The organism is Kribbella sp. NPDC051137, assembly GCF_040682535.1.
In the GTDB taxonomy this organism is placed as follows: Bacteria; Actinomycetota; Actinomycetes; order Propionibacteriales; family Kribbellaceae; genus Kribbella; species Kribbella karoonensis.
Genome location: NZ_JBFBBI010000006.1, coordinates 449,201 through 465,416, shown reverse-complemented (window position 1 = coordinate 465,416; position 16,216 = coordinate 449,201). Strand labels below are relative to the sequence as shown.

18 protein-coding genes and 1 tRNA gene are annotated in these 16,216 nt (G+C 69.4%); 14 read left to right on the top strand and 5 right to left on the bottom strand.

What is annotated here, in order from left to right; all coding sequences use genetic code 11:
• Nucleotides 1-36: 36 nt before the first annotated feature.
• The 8 genes from AB0M51_RS32905 to AB0M51_RS32870 all read left to right on the top strand — a co-directional run bounded on the left by AB0M51_RS32905 (nt 37) and on the right by AB0M51_RS32870 (nt 5,804).
• The gene (locus AB0M51_RS32905; protein ID WP_344192393.1) at nt 37-1,422 is read left to right on the top strand and encodes a UTP--glucose-1-phosphate uridylyltransferase; all 1,386 of its coding nucleotides are present in this window, start codon (nt 37-39) and stop codon (nt 1,420-1,422) included.
• Nucleotides 1,419-1,904, top strand: a complete 486-nt coding sequence (locus tag AB0M51_RS32900; protein WP_344192395.1) for a GNAT family N-acetyltransferase — start codon at nt 1,419-1,421, stop codon at nt 1,902-1,904. Before AB0M51_RS32905 ends, AB0M51_RS32900 begins: the two co-directional genes overlap by 4 nt.
• 57 nt (nt 1,905-1,961) lie before the next feature.
• Nucleotides 1,962-3,182 carry a gephyrin-like molybdotransferase Glp gene (gene glp, locus AB0M51_RS32895; RefSeq protein ID WP_344192397.1) on the top strand — a complete coding sequence of 407 codons (1,221 nt, stop codon included), beginning with the start codon at nt 1,962-1,964 and terminating at the stop codon, nt 3,180-3,182.
• Nucleotides 3,182-3,664: a cyclic pyranopterin monophosphate synthase MoaC gene (gene moaC, locus AB0M51_RS32890; RefSeq protein WP_344192399.1), complete on the top strand. Its 483-nt coding sequence runs from the start codon at nt 3,182-3,184 to the stop codon at nt 3,662-3,664. Before glp ends, moaC begins: the two co-directional genes overlap by 1 nt.
• Complete coding sequence (locus AB0M51_RS32885; protein ID WP_344192401.1) at nt 3,661-4,149, top strand: MogA/MoaB family molybdenum cofactor biosynthesis protein; 489 nt, start codon at nt 3,661-3,663, stop codon at nt 4,147-4,149. Before moaC ends, AB0M51_RS32885 begins: the two co-directional genes overlap by 4 nt.
• Nucleotides 4,149-4,766 (top strand): GNAT family protein, encoded by a 618-nt coding sequence (locus tag AB0M51_RS32880; protein ID WP_344192403.1) that lies wholly within the window; start codon nt 4,149-4,151, stop codon nt 4,764-4,766. The genes AB0M51_RS32885 and AB0M51_RS32880 overlap by 1 nt, the downstream gene beginning before the upstream one ends.
• Nucleotides 4,767-4,863: 97 nt before the next feature.
• Nucleotides 4,864-5,658, top strand: a complete 795-nt coding sequence (locus AB0M51_RS32875; RefSeq protein WP_344192406.1) for a hypothetical protein — start codon at nt 4,864-4,866, stop codon at nt 5,656-5,658.
• 73 nt (nt 5,659-5,731) lie between these two features.
• Nucleotides 5,732-5,804, top strand: a tRNA-Ala gene (locus AB0M51_RS32870).
• Between the two features lie 250 nt (nt 5,805-6,054).
• Here AB0M51_RS32870 and AB0M51_RS32865 read toward each other — a convergent pair.
• Nucleotides 6,055-6,534 carry a GyrI-like domain-containing protein gene (locus AB0M51_RS32865; protein ID WP_363751849.1) on the bottom strand — a complete coding sequence of 160 codons (480 nt, stop codon included), beginning with the start codon at nt 6,532-6,534 and terminating at the stop codon, nt 6,055-6,057.
• A gap of 268 nt (nt 6,535-6,802) precedes the next feature.
• On the opposite strand from AB0M51_RS32865, the gene AB0M51_RS32860 reads away from it, so the two are divergent.
• On the top strand, nt 6,803-7,225 hold the full coding sequence (locus AB0M51_RS32860; RefSeq protein WP_363751847.1) for a hypothetical protein: 423 nt from the start codon (nt 6,803-6,805) through the stop codon (nt 7,223-7,225).
• Nucleotides 7,226-7,261: 36 nt separating this feature from the next.
• Here the strand turns inward: AB0M51_RS32860 and AB0M51_RS32855 are convergent, their stop codons facing one another.
• From AB0M51_RS32855 to AB0M51_RS32845, 3 genes are all read right to left on the bottom strand, one after another.
• Nucleotides 7,262-8,392, bottom strand: coding sequence for an alkaline phosphatase family protein (locus tag AB0M51_RS32855; protein WP_363751845.1), 1,131 nt, complete (start codon nt 8,390-8,392; stop codon nt 7,262-7,264).
• A gap of 16 nt (nt 8,393-8,408) precedes the next feature.
• Nucleotides 8,409-9,965: a S53 family peptidase gene (locus AB0M51_RS32850; RefSeq protein WP_344192411.1), complete on the bottom strand. Its 1,557-nt coding sequence runs from the start codon at nt 9,963-9,965 to the stop codon at nt 8,409-8,411.
• A gap of 73 nt (nt 9,966-10,038) precedes the next feature.
• Nucleotides 10,039-10,611: a TetR/AcrR family transcriptional regulator gene (locus AB0M51_RS32845; protein WP_344192413.1), complete on the bottom strand. Its 573-nt coding sequence runs from the start codon at nt 10,609-10,611 to the stop codon at nt 10,039-10,041.
• 82 nt (nt 10,612-10,693) lie between these two features.
• Here AB0M51_RS32845 and AB0M51_RS32840 point away from each other — a divergent pair, with 82 nt between their 5' ends.
• On the top strand, nt 10,694-11,575 hold the full coding sequence (locus AB0M51_RS32840; RefSeq protein ID WP_344192416.1) for an SDR family oxidoreductase: 882 nt from the start codon (nt 10,694-10,696) through the stop codon (nt 11,573-11,575).
• Here the strand turns inward: AB0M51_RS32840 and AB0M51_RS32835 are convergent.
• On the bottom strand, nt 11,565-12,146 hold the full coding sequence (locus AB0M51_RS32835; RefSeq protein WP_344192418.1) for a TetR/AcrR family transcriptional regulator: 582 nt from the start codon (nt 12,144-12,146) through the stop codon (nt 11,565-11,567). The two genes, AB0M51_RS32840 and AB0M51_RS32835, sit on opposite strands and share 11 nt — an antisense overlap.
• Nucleotides 12,147-12,266: 120 nt before the next feature.
• Here AB0M51_RS32835 and AB0M51_RS32830 point away from each other — a divergent pair, with 120 nt between their 5' ends.
• From AB0M51_RS32830 to katG, 4 genes are read left to right on the top strand one after another with little or no spacing between them, the layout of a single operon-like run.
• On the top strand, nt 12,267-12,959 hold the full coding sequence (locus AB0M51_RS32830) for a hypothetical protein (RefSeq protein WP_344192420.1): 693 nt from the start codon (nt 12,267-12,269) through the stop codon (nt 12,957-12,959).
• A 38-nt stretch (nt 12,960-12,997) separates the two neighbouring features.
• A complete protein-coding gene (locus tag AB0M51_RS32825; protein ID WP_344192422.1) occupies nt 12,998-13,387 on the top strand; it encodes a VOC family protein in 390 nt (129 codons plus the stop codon).
• Between the two features lie 58 nt (nt 13,388-13,445).
• A complete protein-coding gene (locus AB0M51_RS32820; RefSeq protein WP_344192424.1) occupies nt 13,446-13,871 on the top strand; it encodes a Fur family transcriptional regulator in 426 nt (141 codons plus the stop codon).
• Nucleotides 13,872-13,909: 38 nt separating this feature from the next.
• Nucleotides 13,910-16,123 (top strand): catalase/peroxidase HPI, encoded by a 2,214-nt coding sequence (gene katG, locus AB0M51_RS32815; RefSeq protein ID WP_344192426.1) that lies wholly within the window; start codon nt 13,910-13,912, stop codon nt 16,121-16,123.
• The last annotated feature ends 93 nt before the right edge of the window (nt 16,124-16,216 follow it).

Below are 16,216 nucleotides of genomic sequence, written 5' to 3'. Positions count from 1 at the left end.
ACACTGGGATTACCGTGCGTCCCCTAGGGTTGGTGCATGGGTGAGGTGGGTCTCAGACAAGCGCAGGAGAAGATGCGCGCAGCCGGTGCTGCCGACGTTGCAATACGCGTCTTCACGCACTACTACCGGCTGCTCGAATCCGGGCAACAGGGCAAGATCCCCGAGGACGACATCGAGCCCGTCGGCGACCTGCCGCACCTGGACCACCTGGACACCGACCCGGACGCGCTCCGCGCCGCGCTCGCCGAGACCGCGGTGATCAAGCTCAACGGCGGCCTCGGCACGTCGATGGGCGTCACCGGCCCGAAGTCCGCGCTGCCGGTGAAGGACGGGCTGAGCTTCCTGGACATCATCGCCCGGCAGATCCTGGCGACCCGGCGCAAGTACGACGTCCGGCTGCCGCTCGTGCTGATGAACTCGTTCCGCACCAAGGACGAGTCGCTGCGGATCCTCGGCGAGTACGACGGTCTCGCGATCGACGGCCTGCCGCTCGGCTTCCAGCAGAACATGGAGCCGAAGCTGCTCGCCGACGACCTGACGCCGGCCGAGTGGGAGCCGGACCCGGAGCTCGCCTGGTGCCCGCCAGGCCACGGCGACCTGTTCACCGCGTTGGTTGCCTCCGGCACCCTGGAGGCGCTCCGCGAGCACGGTTTCCGGCACGCGTTCATCTCGAACGCCGACAACCTCGGCGCCACCGCGGACCCGCGGATCGCGGCCTGGATGGCCGAGCACGACGTACCGTTCGGGATGGAGGTCTGCCGGCGCACCCGGTCGGACCGCAAGGGCGGGCACGTCGCGGTCCGGAAGTCCGACGGGCGGCTGATCCTGCGGGACAGCGCCCAGGTCGCCGACGACGAGACGCAGTACTTCCAGGACATCTCGCGGCACAAGATGTTCAACACCAACAACCTGTGGATCGACCTGGACCGGCTGGCCGAGCTGATGGCCGGGCACGACGGGATCCTCGGGCTGCCGATCATGGTGAACCGCAAGACCGTCGACCCGGCCGACCCGGCATCGCCGAAGGTGATCCAGCTGGAGACCGGGATGGGCACCGCGATCGAGACCTTCGAGGGGTCGCAGGCGGTGATCGTGGACCGCAGCCGGTTCAAGCCGGTGAAGACCACGAACGACCTGCTCGTGCTGCGCTCGGACGTCTACGAGCTGGACGAGGCCGGTGAGCTGACCACGAAGCACGAGGGCGACGAGCCGTACGTCGACCTGGACCCGGACTACTTCAAGATCCTGGCCGACTTCGAGGCGCGGTTCCCGGCCGGGCCGCCGTCGCTGGTCGCCGCCGACCGGCTGGCGGTCCGCGGTGACGTTGCCTTCGGCAAGGACGTGTCGGTGGTCGGGGACGTCGAGGTGACCGCGCCGGCCGGCGAGCGCCGGGTGATCCCGGACGGAACCGAGCTGCGTTGACCGACGACCTCCTGGTCCGTCCGCTGGAGCCGTCCGACACCGCCGAGGCCGCCGCCGTCTGGTGGCGGTCGCGACATGCCGACGGAGCCCAGCTGCCGCCGGCGATCCACACCGCGGAGCAGGTCGCGGGCTGGTTCGCCGACGTACTGCTGCCGGACGGGCAGACCTGGGTGGCCCTCGACGCGGACCGGATCGTCGCGGTCCTGACCCTCGACGGCGACGACCTCGACCAGTTGTACGTCGCCCCGGAGGCCGCCGGGCGGGGGATCGGCTCGGTGCTGGTCGACCTGGCGAAGGACCTCCGCCCCGGCGGGCTGGCGCTGTGGACGTTCCAGACCAACGTGCGGGCCCAGGCCTTCTACCGGCGGCACGGCTTCCACGAGGTACGCCGTACCGACGGCGCGGCGAACGAGGAACACGCGCCGGACGTACGGATGACGTGGGGCGACCACCCCGAATCGGAACCCATCCGGACTTCTTGACGCACTCCTCCGGAACTATCGACGGAAACCCGCGAGCCGTCGATTAAGGTCGGGCTCGTGAGACGAAGTGTGGATGAGCATCTCGAGGCCGTACTCGGACGGGTGACGGCCCTGCCGGCGTTCGATCAGCCGTTGATGGACGCGGTCGGGCTGATGCTCTGCGAGGACATCGTTTCGGGGGTGAGCCTGCCGGGCTTCGACAACTCGGCCATGGACGGGTACGCCGTGCGCGCCGCGGACCTGGCCGGTGCCTCGGACGAGAACCCGATCGGCCTGCCGGTGGTCGGGGAGTTCCGGGCCGGGCGCAGCGAGCCGATCGTGGTCACCCCCGGGACCTGCGTGCGGATCATGACCGGCGCGCCGATGCCGCGCGGGGCGGACAGCGTCGTGCCGGTCGAGTGGACCGACGGCGGGACTGTCACCGTCAGGATCACCCAGCAGCCGCCGGTCGGTGGGTCGGTGCGGTACGCCGGTGAGGACGTGGCGGCCGGGGTGCAGGTGCTCGACCGGGACACCGTCCTCGGGCCGCGGCAGATCGCAGTGCTGGCGGCGGTCGGCCGGGCCCGGGTGAAGGCGCGACCGCGGCCGCGGGTGGTGGTGATCTCGACCGGGGCCGAGCTGCGCGAGCCGGGCACCCGGCTGGGCGAGGGGCAGATCTACGACTCGAACAGCTACACGCTGGCGGCCTGTGCCCGGGACGCCGGCGCGGTGGCGTACCGGGTCGGGATCGTCGACGACGACCCGAAACGGATCATGGACACGCTCTCCGACCAGCTGGTGCGGGCCGACCTGGTGATCACCACCGGCGGCGTCAGCATGGGGGCGTACGACATCGTCAAGGAAGAGCTCTCCAAGCTCGGCACCGTGGACTTCCCGCAGGTCGCGATGCAGCCCGGGAAGCCGCAGGGGTTCGGGGTGGTCGGCGACGACGAGGTGCCGATCTTCACGCTGCCCGGCAACCCGGTCTCGGCGTACATCTCGTTCGAGGTTTTCGTCCGGCCCGCGCTGCGCAAGATGATGGGGCAGATGCCGTACCGGCGGACGCTGGTCCCGGGAGTGACGCTCGACGGGTTCAGCTCACCGGCGGGGCGGCGGCAGTTCGTCCGCGCCGCGGCCACCTCCGGCGACGAGGGCTGGATGGCCAGTACAGTCGGCGGGCACGGCTCCCACCTGCTGGGCGGCCTGAGCCGGGCGAACGCACTGATCGTGGTCCCGGAGGACGTGACGTCGGTCCGGGCCGGCGACCAGGTGGAGCTGATGCTGCTAGGGAGTGTCTGATGACCGAGCGCCCGACGGGCCTGACCCATGTCGACGAGACCGGAGCGGCGCGGATGGTGGACGTGTCCGCCAAGGACGTGGGTGCCCGGCGGGCCGTTGCCAGCGGCAAGGTTTTCGTCTCCGCCGAGGTGGTGGCGGCGCTGCGCGGTGACGGCGTGCCGAAGGGCGACGCGCTCGGGGTCGCCCGGATCGCCGGCATCATGGGCGCGAAGCGCACCCCGGACCTGGTGCCGTTGTGCCATCCGATCGCGATCACCGGCGCCAAGGTCGACCTGGAGGTCGCGGACGACGCGGTGCTGATCCGTGCGCAGGTGAAGACCGCCGACCGGACCGGCGTCGAGATGGAGGCGCTGACGGCGGTCGCGGTCGCGGGGCTCGCGGTCATCGACATGGTGAAGGCGCTGGACCCGGCGGCGGTGCTGTCCGACGTACGGGTGGAGCTGAAAGAAGGCGGCAAGACCGGGCACTGGGAGCGGCCGTGAGAGCTCTCGTCGTCAGCATCTCGAACCGCGCCGCGGCCGGGGTCTACACCGACACGACCGGTCCGCTGATCGCGGCCCGCCTGGTGGAGTGGGGTTTCGACGTGTCAGGTCCGGACGTCGTCCCGGACGGTGCTCCCGTCGGCGAGGCATTGCGAGCCGCGGTCGAAGCGGCGTACGACGTCGTGCTGACGACCGGCGGTACGGGGATCTCGCCGACCGACGAGACCCCCGAGCAGACGGCCGCCGTGCTGACGAAGGTCCTGCCCGGGATCGCGGAGGCTATCAGGGCCTACGGCATCGCGAACGGCGTACCGACTGCTGCACTGTCCCGAGGTATGGCCGGAGTCGCCGGCAGTACGGTCATCGTCAACCTGCCCGGGTCACGGGGTGGTGTGAAGGACGGTCTCGCCGTCCTCGAGCCGCTGCTGCGACATGCCGTCGAGCAGGTGCACGGTGGCGACCACGTGCGGACGGACACCGACTGATGGCGATCGTGCAATGGCCTGTGGAGCTGCAACACGGGCAGGTCGGTCTACGCCCGCTGCGGACCAGCGACGGCAGCGAATGGGCCGCTGCCCGCCAGCGCAACGTCAGCTGGCTGCGGCCGTGGGACGCGACCCAGCCACCGGGCGCCGAGGACGGCGCGCGCACCTTCCGGGCCATGGCCCGCGACTGGAACCGGCAGGCCCGCTTCGGGCGGATGCTCCCGTTCGTCATCACGTACGGCGGAGCGGCCGGTGCCGGCGCCCGCGCGAAGTGGCCGCTGGTCGGACAGCTCACGGTGTCCGGAGTCACCTACGGATCGGCGCGTTGGGCGAACCTCGGCTACTGGGTCGACGAGCAGTACGCGGGCCGCGGCATCGTCCCGACCGCTGTCGCGATGGCCGCCGACCACTGCTGGTTCACCCTCGGCCTGCACCGCATCGAGGTGGCGATCCGCCCGGAGAACAAGGCAAGTCTGCGGGTCGTGGAGAAGCTCGGCTTCCGCTACGAAGGCGAGCGGCCGCGGTTCCTGCACATCGACGGTGACTGGCGCGACCACCGGATCTTTGCCCTCAACATCGAAGAGGTCGGACCCGGTCTCGTAGCGCGACTGACCTGACTACGCTGCGTGCTATTCACATCAGTCACACGAGTCTTCTTGCGACACACCGCGCCACGTACCTCATCTGGCCCCCGCCGCGCCTTAGCGTCGTCGCATGGGGACGACAGGACTGATCTATGTGGCGATCGTCGCCGCGTGGGCTGCCTATCTCGTCCCGATGTGGCTGAAGCGCGGTGACGAGGCCCGGCGCAAGCCGGTCGTGCCGTCGTCCGACGAAGCCCGGGTGCTGTCCCGCGATCCGTCCCGGCCGCGGTACGTCGTGCGCCCGCCCGGACCGGCCGCGGCCGACGACTCGTCGCCGCCGAAGAAGTACATCCCGAACCGAGCCCGCCGGGTGGCCGCGATGCGCCGCCGGCGGGTGCTGTCGATCCTGACCCTGTCGCTGCTGTCCGTCGTCGCCCTCGCCGGTCTGGCGATCCTGCCCTGGTGGACCGTGTCGGTGCCCGGGGCAACGATTGGCGGATTCGTCGTTCTCACCCGGATCCAGCTGCGGCGTCAAGCCAGTGCGCGCGCCGCGGCCGCCGCGGAACGCCGTACCCGGGTCCGTGCCAAGCACGACCGCGGACCCGCCGGCAAGCCCGCGACCCCCGACGAGGAGATGACCGTCGAGGTCAAGCTCCCCGTGGAACCCGCCCCTGCCCCCGCGCCGGCCGCCAAGGAAGAGAAGCCGGCCACCGAGGGTCTGTGGGACCCGGTGCCGGTGACGCTGCCGACGTACGTGATGAAGGAGAAGGCGCCCGACCGCACGGTCCGGACCATCTCCCTCACCGACGACGCCGTGTTCTCCAGCGCCCGCACCACAGACCCCGCGGAGAAGCCCGCCGCCACCGAAACCCCGGCCCCCGAGCCGGTCGTCGAGCCAGAGGTGAAGCGCGCCGTCGGCGACTGATATCCAGTTTTAGATCGCGGGCCTCTCCGTGTTAGAGTTTCGCGGTCGCCAGGGAAACCTGGCGGGCAAGCCTGGGGCTGTGGCGCAGTTGGTAGCGCGCTTCGTTCGCAACGAAGAGGCCAGGGGTTCGAATCCCCTCAGCTCCACGAAGGCGATGGGCGGCTCGTGCCTGCGGAAAGCGCAGGCCGGGTCGCCTTCGTCGTGTTGTGCGGCTGCGCTTCGCTTGCCGCGAGCGGGGGCTCCGCCACCCGCACCCCCTACGCCTTCGCTTCGCTCGGCGGCTGTGGTCGAGTCGGGCACGCCGCCGCGGTAGGCCTTCGCTTCGCTCGGCTGTTGTGGTCGGGTTGGGCGCGCCGCCGCGGTGGGCCTTCGCTTCGCTCGGGTGTTGTGGCTGGGTTAGTTGTGGGGGTTGGGGATGTAGGGCTGGACGATCTCGGTTCGCCAGGTGTTGGGGTCCGGGTGGGTGCCGGGGTCGGAGTAGTAGATCTCCCACGGGTCGCCGATCGGGCTCGCGTTGTGGGTGGTGATCCACTGTGTGAGTGCACCGTAGGCGGGTTCCATCGTGTCGTACGGACCGATGTGGACTGTGGCGGCAGCTGGGCCGGCGGGGAGGGTTGCGGCTTGTACGTCGTTCGTCGGGGTGAGAGCCGCGGTGACTGGGAACCCGGCCTGTACGTCGAAGCGCCCGTCGCCGAGCGGGTGGTACCGGGCGAACGGTGCACCCGCCGGTGCGGCACCCTGCGCGAGGATCGTGCTCGCGACGGTCCCGTACGCCTTGCCCAGCCAGGCCCCGATGTCCGGTACGGCCAACGTCGCCGACACCACCGCCGTCGGCTGTTCCTTGCGCAGCTCCTCGACAACCTCGTAGGTGTTCATGCCGCCAGCGTCCGCACGCCCCGGCCGCCGAACCAGTGCCGAAAGACCCGTACGCCCCGGCAGGTCTTCGAGGGCGGCGAGTCTTTGGGCGCGAGTGATACACAGGATGTGCTGTCGGACAGTAACCGCGCTGCTCCACAGTGCGAGCTGGAGGACGCATCGAGGCTGCACTCCAGACCACGCACAGATCCAGCCGGCAGCTGTTACCGGGACGCGGTCGTCCCGACCCTCGAGAGCCTTGTTTGATGGAAGGAGAGGCGGTTCAGCGATGTTGCCCGACCGCTTGAGCGAAGAGACGTTCGCGGTGATCGCCGCCGCACTGGACAGCGCCCGCGGTGACCGGCGTACGGAGGTGGACGCGGGGGATGTACTCCGCGGGCTGCGTCACGTGCCCGGACCGGCCGCGGATGGCCTCAAGGCTCTTGGCCTGCCTGACACGCACCGCGCTGCGGGTGCCGGGGACGCGGACTTCGTGACGATGTCGAGCGAAGTGAAGGAGCTGCTCGCGACGTCCGTGCAGGTCGCCGACCTCGTCCGGCAGCAAACCGTCGAGCCGTGGCACCTGCTCGTGAGCCTGCTGGCCAGCCCGGTCCTCAGTGCGCACCGGATGCTGACAGCTGTCGGAGTGTCCGCCGGTCAGGCGGCCGCACTGCAACGTGGGCTGATTCATCGCGGCACCGCAGCTGCATGAGCTGCAGCGGGCGCGGGCGCCCGGGGTGACCGAGCGTCAGGGGAGGGGGACGTCGTTGGGTGGGGGGAGGGTGGTGCCGTCGCGGAGGATGATCGGGCCGACTGGGGTGGGGACGGTGACTGGTGGAGGTGGCGGCTGGGTGGGGTGCGGTGTGGGGCTGGGCGGGACGGGTTGGGCGATCGTGGTGCCGTGGGGCGGCGGGGGCGGGTTGAGGGTGGCGTTGGGGGACAGGTCGACCAGGTCGGCCAGGCCCTTGTCGTTGTCGACTCTGGGGACGCCCAGTGTGGGTAGGCCCAGGAGGTCGAGGGCGGTTTTGGGGATGCTGGGGTGCCAGGACCAGCGGTGGTCGATGCCGGGCTTTACCCGGCCGCCGAACATCAGCAGGGGCACCCGCGGGCCGTAGGCCAGTTGGATGCCGTCCGGGGTTGTCTCGACGTTCGGCGTCTGCACGTGATCGTCGTAGCCGCCCCAGTCGTCCCAGGTGAGCAGGAAGACCGTGGAGTCCCAGGCGCCGGCGGCGCGCACCGCGTCCACCACCTGCCAGACGGCGTCCATGCCTTGGGTCACGTTGGCCGGCGGGTGCTCGTCGAGCGGCGAGTCGTGCCACACCATCGACAGCGCGGGCAGCGTGCCTGCCTTCGCATCGGTGATGATGTCGGCCGAGCGGACGATGTTCGGAGAACCCTTCAGTTGCTCGTAGAACTCGACCGGGTAGCCGCTGCTACCGGTGTAGGCCTTCCAGGTCAGTCCGTGGTCGTCGGCATGTCCCGGCAGCGACGGCATGTCCCAGACCGGGCTGGGCGCGCTGCGCGACGGGTTGCGCAGCGTCGGCGTCTGCCCGCCGACGATCAGCAGATGGTTCGGCGTCGAGTTCGTGCCGTATCCGGCGCAGTGGTTCTCGATGAAGGCGCCGCTCGCCGCGAGCCACGCATAGAACGGCAGGTCCTTGACCGTGTCGAACTGGAGGTGGGCCCCGGTGCTCTTCTTCGTCAGCCACCGGTAGTAGGCCTTGCGGTCGTGCGGCTGGTCGGACGCGGGCGGGTTGGGGCTCGCCGGCCAACCGGTCGCGACGTTCGCCCCGAACGCTGCCATCGAGGCGAAGTAGTTGTCGGTGGTGTGGTTCTCCTGGACCATCACGATGACGTGGTCGATCGTGGCGTTGGCCATGGGAACGCCCTTTCGGTCAGTGCGTCGGGGTCTGAAGTGCTGCCAGGAGCGCTTCGCCGTCAGGACTGCCCAGTCCGGTGCACGGGTCCCAGCCTGGGGCTGCCTGATAGGCCCCGTTGGTTCCGCTGGTGATGTCGTGGAAGCCTGGCTGTACGGCGCCCGGGCGGACGCCCTGGTACAGCTGGGTGTGGACCAGGCCGAGGCTGCGCCCGGTGGCTTGGGCGAGGCGAGCCAGGAGTGCGGCCCACAGCGGGGCTACGGCGCTGGTGCCACCGACCACGATGCGCTGACCGTCGACGAGAACGTTGTAGCCGGTTGCGGGATCGGCGTTGCCCGCTACGTCGGGTACGCCTCGGCCGGTACCACCGCCGGCCCGCGTGGGTACTCCCGCAGTGGACTGGAACGCCGGTACCGGGAACGCGTCGCTGACACCGCCGCCGGTGGCGCCACCGCCAGAGGTGTTCCATACCGTCTCGGAGCTGATCGTGGGCGGGGTGCCTTCGAGATGCGTGCCGCCGCAGGCGAGAGCGTGCGGGCTCGACGCGGGGAAGTCGGCGTGCTGTGCGCCGTCGGTCTGGCCGTCCGTACTGCCGTTGTCGCCGCTGGCCGCGCACACGGTCACGCCGAGCGCTGCGGCGTCGGCGAACGCCTGATCCATCGCCGTCCGTGCCTGCGCCGTCCACTGATCCTCGGACTGTCCCCAGCTGATGCTGACCACGGTCGGCGTCGGGGTCGCGTGGACTGCGGTGGTGACCGCGTCCAGGAAACCCTGATCGGTGTTGGGCGCGAAATAGACCAGTTGCTGGGCACCTGGTGCGAGCGCACCCGCGACCTCGATGTCGAGCATCACCTCACCGTCGGCGGATCCCGGGTCGCCGGTCGGGGCGTTCTTGCCGCCGTCCACCTCGACCGCGGTCACCTGCGGAGCGGGGATCTTCAAGCCGGCGAAGTAGGTGCTGAGATCGGCCGGCTTGAACCCGCCGCCGAGCTCGATGATCGCGATGGTGTGTCCGGTCCCGTCGGTCTGGGCCGGGAAGTTGTAGAGGGACCCGAGCTGGTCCGGTGTGAAGGCCTTCGCGGCTGCCGGGGCCGCGTGCAGCCGGAACTGGGCGCGGGCCTGTGGGCGGTTGTCGAGACCGAGTACCGCGACGACGATCCCGTCGAGTTCGGCGGGCACGGACACTGCACCGGACCGGACACGGTGCTCCACGGGCGTGCCTGCGCTGTCCTGGCTGCGGACCAGGGACAGTTCGGTACCGAACACCTCCGTCAGCGCGGACGCGGGTCCGCGGACTGTCACTCGCCGGGCACCGACGTGCGTATCGGTGATGGTCAGTCCCGCTGCCGTGAGTACCTCCGTCACCCGGGCGAGGTCGTCGTCGCGGGCTCCGAACCGGCGGGCGAACTCCTCCGCGGTCACGGTTTCGGGTCCGGTGACGAGGGCTTCGTCCAGCTCGGTATGACGACGCAGTACGAGCGTGACCGTGATCGAACTGTCGGGAGAGACCGGGCCGACTGTCTCGGCACCGGTGTACGCGCTTCGGGAGCTTCCGGGAAGGGGGATGTTCGACACGCGATACATGATGAACCACAAAAGGGCCTGCTAAACCACCCACTGTGCTTATGTCATTACGCTCAGCATTCTCTCAGCGAAGGTGGGCTGTTGCTGCCTGCAGGTCGTTGAGCGCGGCTAGTGCGTGCGGGGCGAGGTCTGAGTCATCCTCTGTTGCCGTCCAGGATTCGTAGCCCTGTTTGAAGGCCAGAACGCCCAATTCGGCTGCCAGATGGGCCACCGGGGTTGGTACGCCTCTTGCTCGGAGGGCTGCTGTCATGGCGCTTGCCAGGCCTACGGTTTTGAGGGCGTCACGTTCCTGGAGTTCGGTGCTTGCGGCGATTGCAGCCCTCAGTCGAGGACCCAGCTCCCGGTTCATGGGGCCCATGAAGCTCGAGGCCTTGGTGAGGCCTGCGGCTACTGCTTCCAAGGGTGTGGCTTCTTCGGGGGCTTCGGTGATTCCTTCGGACAAAAGGCTGCTCAGGGCGTCTTGGCCGGCGACCAGGAGTTCTCGCTTGTCCGGGAAGTGGCGGAAGAAGGTGCTTTTGGTGACGCCGGCGCGGTCGGCGATCTGGGCGACGGTGGTGGCGTCGTAGCCGTGCTCTGCGAACAGGTCCACGGCTGCCAGGACCAGTCGCTCGCGGGCTCCGGGTTGCCATCTCGCCATGCCCGCCATTGTAGGTGATGGGACCTTTGTCCCGTCGGTGCTATCGTGACGGGACAAAGGTCTCATCACTGAGGAGTGTCCTATGAAGGTGTTCGTCACCGGCGGTACCGGGCTGATCGGGTCCGCCGTCGTGCGGGAGTTGCTCGGCAGCGGGCACGAGGTTGTCGGGCTGGCGCGGTCTGAGGGGTCGGCGGCGGCGTTGCGAGAGGCCGGTGCCGAGGCGGTGCGGGGTGGCCTTGGCGATCTCGACGTCGTACGGGCAGGTGCGGCGAAGGCCGACGGGGTGATTCACCTTGCCTTCAGCAACGATTTCAGCAGTCCGGAGGCCCTGGCCGCGGGGGTCGCCGAGGAGGCGGCCGCGCTGCAGGCTCTTGGGGAGGAGTTGGTTGGCAGTGGGCGACCGCTCGTGACCGTGTCAGGTACGCCGTGGGTCGCCGGGCGCGCGTCCACCGAGGAGGATCCGGTGCCCACGGACGGCCCGGTCGGTGGTCGCGGGCGTTCCGTGACGGCGGCCCTCGCGCTGGCGGAGCGTGGGGTGCGGAGCGCCGCTGTGCGGATGCCGCGGACCGTGCACAACGAGGGCTCCGGCGGGTTCGCCGGCCTGCTCACGCAGATCGCCCGGCAGTCGGGGGTGTCGGGGTATCCGGGGGACGGGTCGCAGCGGTGGCCCGCGGTCCACGCGCTCGATGCGGCGGTGCTGTTCCGGTTGGTACTGGAGAACGCGCCGGCGGGTACGGCGTGGCACGCGGTCGACGACGAGGGGGACGCCGTACGGGATATCGCCGCCGTCATCGGCCGGCGTCTCGGCCTGCCGGTGCAGCCGGTGCCCGAGGAGACGTACGGACCGCTCGGCCCGATCTTCGCGGCCGACCAGCCGTCCTCGAGTGCCCGCACCCGTCAGGCGCTGAACTGGCGGCCGCAGCACCCGAAACTGCTCGACGACCTGGAGAACATCACGGCCTGATGCCGGACATGACCAGGCTGATGACGCTGTCCACCTGCTCGCTGCTGACCGGCGCGGTGTGCAGGAGCATCCGGTAGTAGAGGGGTGCGTAGAGGAGTTCGACGACCACGGCCAGGTCCACGTCGGCGCGGATCTCTCCCGCCTGCTGGGCCTTGGCCAGGCGCTCGATACAGAGTTGCACGCGCGGCCTGATCAGCGTGTCGAGGAGTGCGGCAGAGATCGCCGGATCGGTCTGGGCGGCGACGATCAGACCTCTGCCGTAGGCGCCGAACATCGGGTCCGTGAACAGGCGGACCAGTTCGTACATCTGGCCGCGGAGGTCTGCGAGCAGGTCGCCGGTGTCGGGGAAGTCGAGGCTCTGGTCGGCCCGCTCCGTGATCGCCTCGAGCAGGATCGCGGCCTTCGACGGCCACCAGCGGTAGATCGTCTGCTTGCCGACCCCGGCGCTCTTCGCGATGCCTTCCATGGTCAGGCCCGCGTACGTCTGCGTGCTGCACAGCTCCAGTGCGGCGTCCAGGATCGCACGCCGGGCGCGCTCGTTCCGGCGGTCGGGGTTCGGGGTCGTCGCCATGGGGTCGCAGTCTACACAAGACGAGACGTTGTGTCTTGACAGTGAACCTTGACGAGACTTACCGTCTCGTGATGAGACGAGACGTCTCGTCAACTGTCACTGCCAGGAAAGGGAACGACCGTGTCCGAAGCCTCGGTACGCCGCTACGCCGGCCTGTTCGGGATGATCGCCAGCGCCTTGATCGTGGTGCAGGTGCCGCTGTACTTCCTCTACTCCGGCGCTCCGCCGGATTGGAACATCCTGACCCGCAGCCTGATCGGGATCGTGGGCTGCGTGTTCTACATCCTGTTCTTCACCGGCCTGCGGCAACTGATCCACCAGGTCGACCTCGCGTCGGACTGGATCGCCGGCGTGATCCAGGCGGCCGGCCTGCTCTGGGTGGCGATGGTGTTCGTGCCGCAGTCGATGGAGGCCGGTGCCGCCATCTCGGTCGACCACGACATCGACACCACGCGCGAGGGTCCGTTCGCGGCCGCGCAGTACTTGATGCAGGGTCTGATCTCGCGTCTGTTGATGGCGCTCTTCCTGATCGCGCTCGGGATCGCCGTCACCCGCCTCCGGCTGCTGCCGAAGTGGGTCGGATGGTCCGCTTTCGTGCTCGCCGCGATCAACCTCGCGTTCGTCCCGGCGATCTACTCCAATGACGACCCGTCGAACTTCTACGCCGTCCAGGGCTGGGGTACGACGGCCAGCATGGGCGCACTGTGGAGCATCTGGACGCTGGCCTTGAGTATCAGCGTGTTCCGCAGTGCCCGCCGTACCGCCGCCGGTTCCGCCTCAAGGCGTCTCGGCAGTCCTGCCACGGCCCTCTGACCGGTCTGCCGGTGCAGACTGGGTAATGGAGGTCTGCGATGGCTACCGTTCGCTACATAGTTCATGACATCGACGCTGCGATCGCCTTCTACTGCGATCTGTTGGGGTTCCGCGAGGTGATGCACCCGGCTCCGACGTTCGCCATGGTCGCCCGGAACGACCTGCGGCTGACGCTCAGCGTCCCCGCGGGCGGGCCGGGCGGCGGGCGGGCGATGCCCGACGGCACGTTGCCGGCGCCGGGCGGCTGGAACCGGATCTCGCTCGAGGTCGCGGACATCGAGGCCGACGTCGATCGGCTGCGCGCGGCCGGAGCCGTGTTCCGCAACGACATCGTGACCGGTGTGGGCGGCAAACAGATCCTGGTCGAGGACCCGTCCGGCAATCCAGTCGAACTCTTCCAGCCGCTCATCCCCGAGGCGGCCGAGTAGATCGGAAACACCGCAGCTAATCTTGACTCATTCCAGAAAACGCGCAAGACTGCGGGGCATGCCGACGACGGACGAGCTCCAGGGGCTGTTGCGTGGGGTCTCGCTGCGGGTGACGCGACCGCGGCTGGCGGTGCTGGCCGCGGTGTACGGGAATCCGCATGCGGACACGGACTCGATTATCGGTGCCGTGCGCAACGAACTGCCCCAGACCTCGCACCAGGCGGTGTACGACTCGCTGCAGACGCTGACGGCGGCCGGCCTGGTACGCCGGATCCAGCCGCTGGGGTCGGTGGCGCGGTACGAGTCCCGGGTCGGCGACAACCATCACCACGTCGTCTGCCGGTCGTGCGGAGCGATCGCCGACGTCGACTGTGCGGTCGGGCATGCGCCCTGCCTGACCGCGTCCGAGGACCACGGGTTCGTCATCGACGAGGCCGAGGTCATCTATTGGGGCCGGTGCGCGGACTGCGCACGACAAATCTGAGCTCGAAGCCGACAACGTCCAGTCCTGGAAGGAATCCGATGTCCGAGAACCATGAGCCCCTGCCCGGCGAGGCCTCTGCGGAGAGCCGCGGCGCCGAGACCGGTGGCTGCCCGGTGAACCACGGTCAGGGCGTGCACCCGACCAGCGGGAACGCCAACCGCGAGTGGTGGCCGAACCAGCTGAACCTGAAGATCCTGGCCAAGAACCCGGCCGTCGCGAACCCGCTCGGCGAGGAGTTCGACTACGCCGCCGAGTTCAAGACCCTGGACCTGGCCGCGGTCAAGGCCGACATCGCCGAGGTTCTGACCACCTCACAGGACTGGTGGCCGGCCGATTTCGGCAACTACGGCCCGCTGATGATCCGGATGGCCTGGCACAGCGCCGGTACGTACCGGATCCACGACGGCCGCGGTGGCGCGGGCGCCGGTCAGCAGCGGTTCGCGCCGCTGAACAGCTGGCCGGACAACGGCAACCTGGACAAGGCCCGGCGGCTGCTCTGGCCGGTCAAGAAGAAGTACGGCCAGAAGATCTCGTGGGCCGACCTGCTGATCCTCACCGGTAACGTCGCGCTGGAGACGATGGGCTTCAAGACCTTCGGGTACGCCGGCGGCCGCGAGGACGTGTGGGAGCCGGAGGCCGACGTGTACTGGGGCCCGGAGACCACCTGGCTCGGCGACGAGCGGTACTCCGGTGACCGCGACCTCGAGCGTCCGCTCGGCGCGGTCCAGATGGGCCTCATCTACGTGAACCCGGAAGGCCCGAACGGCAACCCGGACCCGGTCGCGGCCGCCCGCGACATCCGCGAGACGTTCGGCCGGATGGCGATGAACGACGAGGAGACCGTCGCGCTGATCGCCGGCGGCCACACGTTCGGCAAGACCCACGGTGCCGGCCCGGCGGAGAACGTCGGCGCGGAGCCCGAGGGCGCGCCGATCGAGCAGATGGGCCTGGGCTGGAAGAGCACGTACCAGTCCGGCAAGGGCAAGGACGCGATCACCAGCGGCCTCGAGGTCACCTGGACCACCAAGCCGACGCAGTGGACGAACGACTTCTTCGAGATCCTGTTCGGCTACGAGTGGGAGCTGTCGAAGAGCCCCGCCGGAGCCAACCAGTGGGTGGCGAAGAACGCCGAGGCGATCATCCCGGACGCGCACGGCGGACCCGGCAAGCTGCCGACCATGCTGACCACCGACCTGTCGCTGCGGTTCGACCCGATCTACGAGCCGATCTCCCGGCGGTTCAAGGACAACCCGGACGAGTTCGCGGACGCGTTCGCCCGCGCCTGGTACAAGCTGACCCACCGCGACATGGGCCCGGTCGCCCGCTACCTCGGTCCCGAGGTTCCGAGTGAGGTGCTGATCTGGCAGGACCCGCTGCCGGCCGTCGACCACGAGCTGGTCACGGACGCGGACGTGACCGCGCTGAAGGCCGCGATCGCCGCCTCCGGCCTGAGCGTCTCGCAGCTGGTCTCGACCGCGTGGGCGTCGGCGTCGACGTTCCGCGGCAGTGACAAGCGCGGCGGCGCGAACGGCGCCCGGATCCGCCTGCAGCCGCAGAGCGGGTGGGAGGTCAACAACCCGGACGAGCTCGCTCAGGTACTGCGGACGCTCGAGGGCATCCAGCAGTCGTTCGGCAAGCCGGTCTCGCTGGCGGACCTGATCGTGCTGGCCGGCGGCGTCGGCGTCGAGATCGCGGCCAAGAACGCCGGTGTCGACATCGTCGTACCGTTCACTCCCGGCCGTACGGACGCGACCGCGGAGCAGACCGACGCCGAGTCGTTCGCGGCGCTCGAGCCGGTGGCGGACGGTTTCCGCAACTACTACGGCAAGGGCAGCAAGCTCCCGGCCGAGTACCTGCTGCTCGACCGCGCGAACCTGCTCACGCTGAGCGCTCCGGAGCTGACCGTCCTGGTCGGCGGGCTGCGCGTCCTCGGCGCGAACTACGACGGCTCGAAGTACGGCGTACTGACCGACAACCCCGGCACGCTGACGAACGACTTCTTCGTCAACCTGCTCGACCTCGGCACCGAGTGGCACGCCGCGGACGACAGCCAGGAGACGTTCGAAGGCACCGTCGACGGCAAGGTCAAGTGGACCGGCACCCGCGCCGACCTGGTCTTCGGCTCGAACTCCGAACTCCGCGCCCTCGCCGAGGTCTACGCGAGCGACGACGCCAAGCAGAAGTTCGTCACCGAGTTCGTCGCCGCCTGGCACAAGGTCATGGAACTCGACCGCTTCGACCTGCACAACTGACGCACCCGAACCGGCTCCCCCTCCCGAGGGGGAGCCGGTTTCGTACGCCCGGCCACAGCGGGTGACGAGGGTAGGCTGGCGGGGTTTGTACTC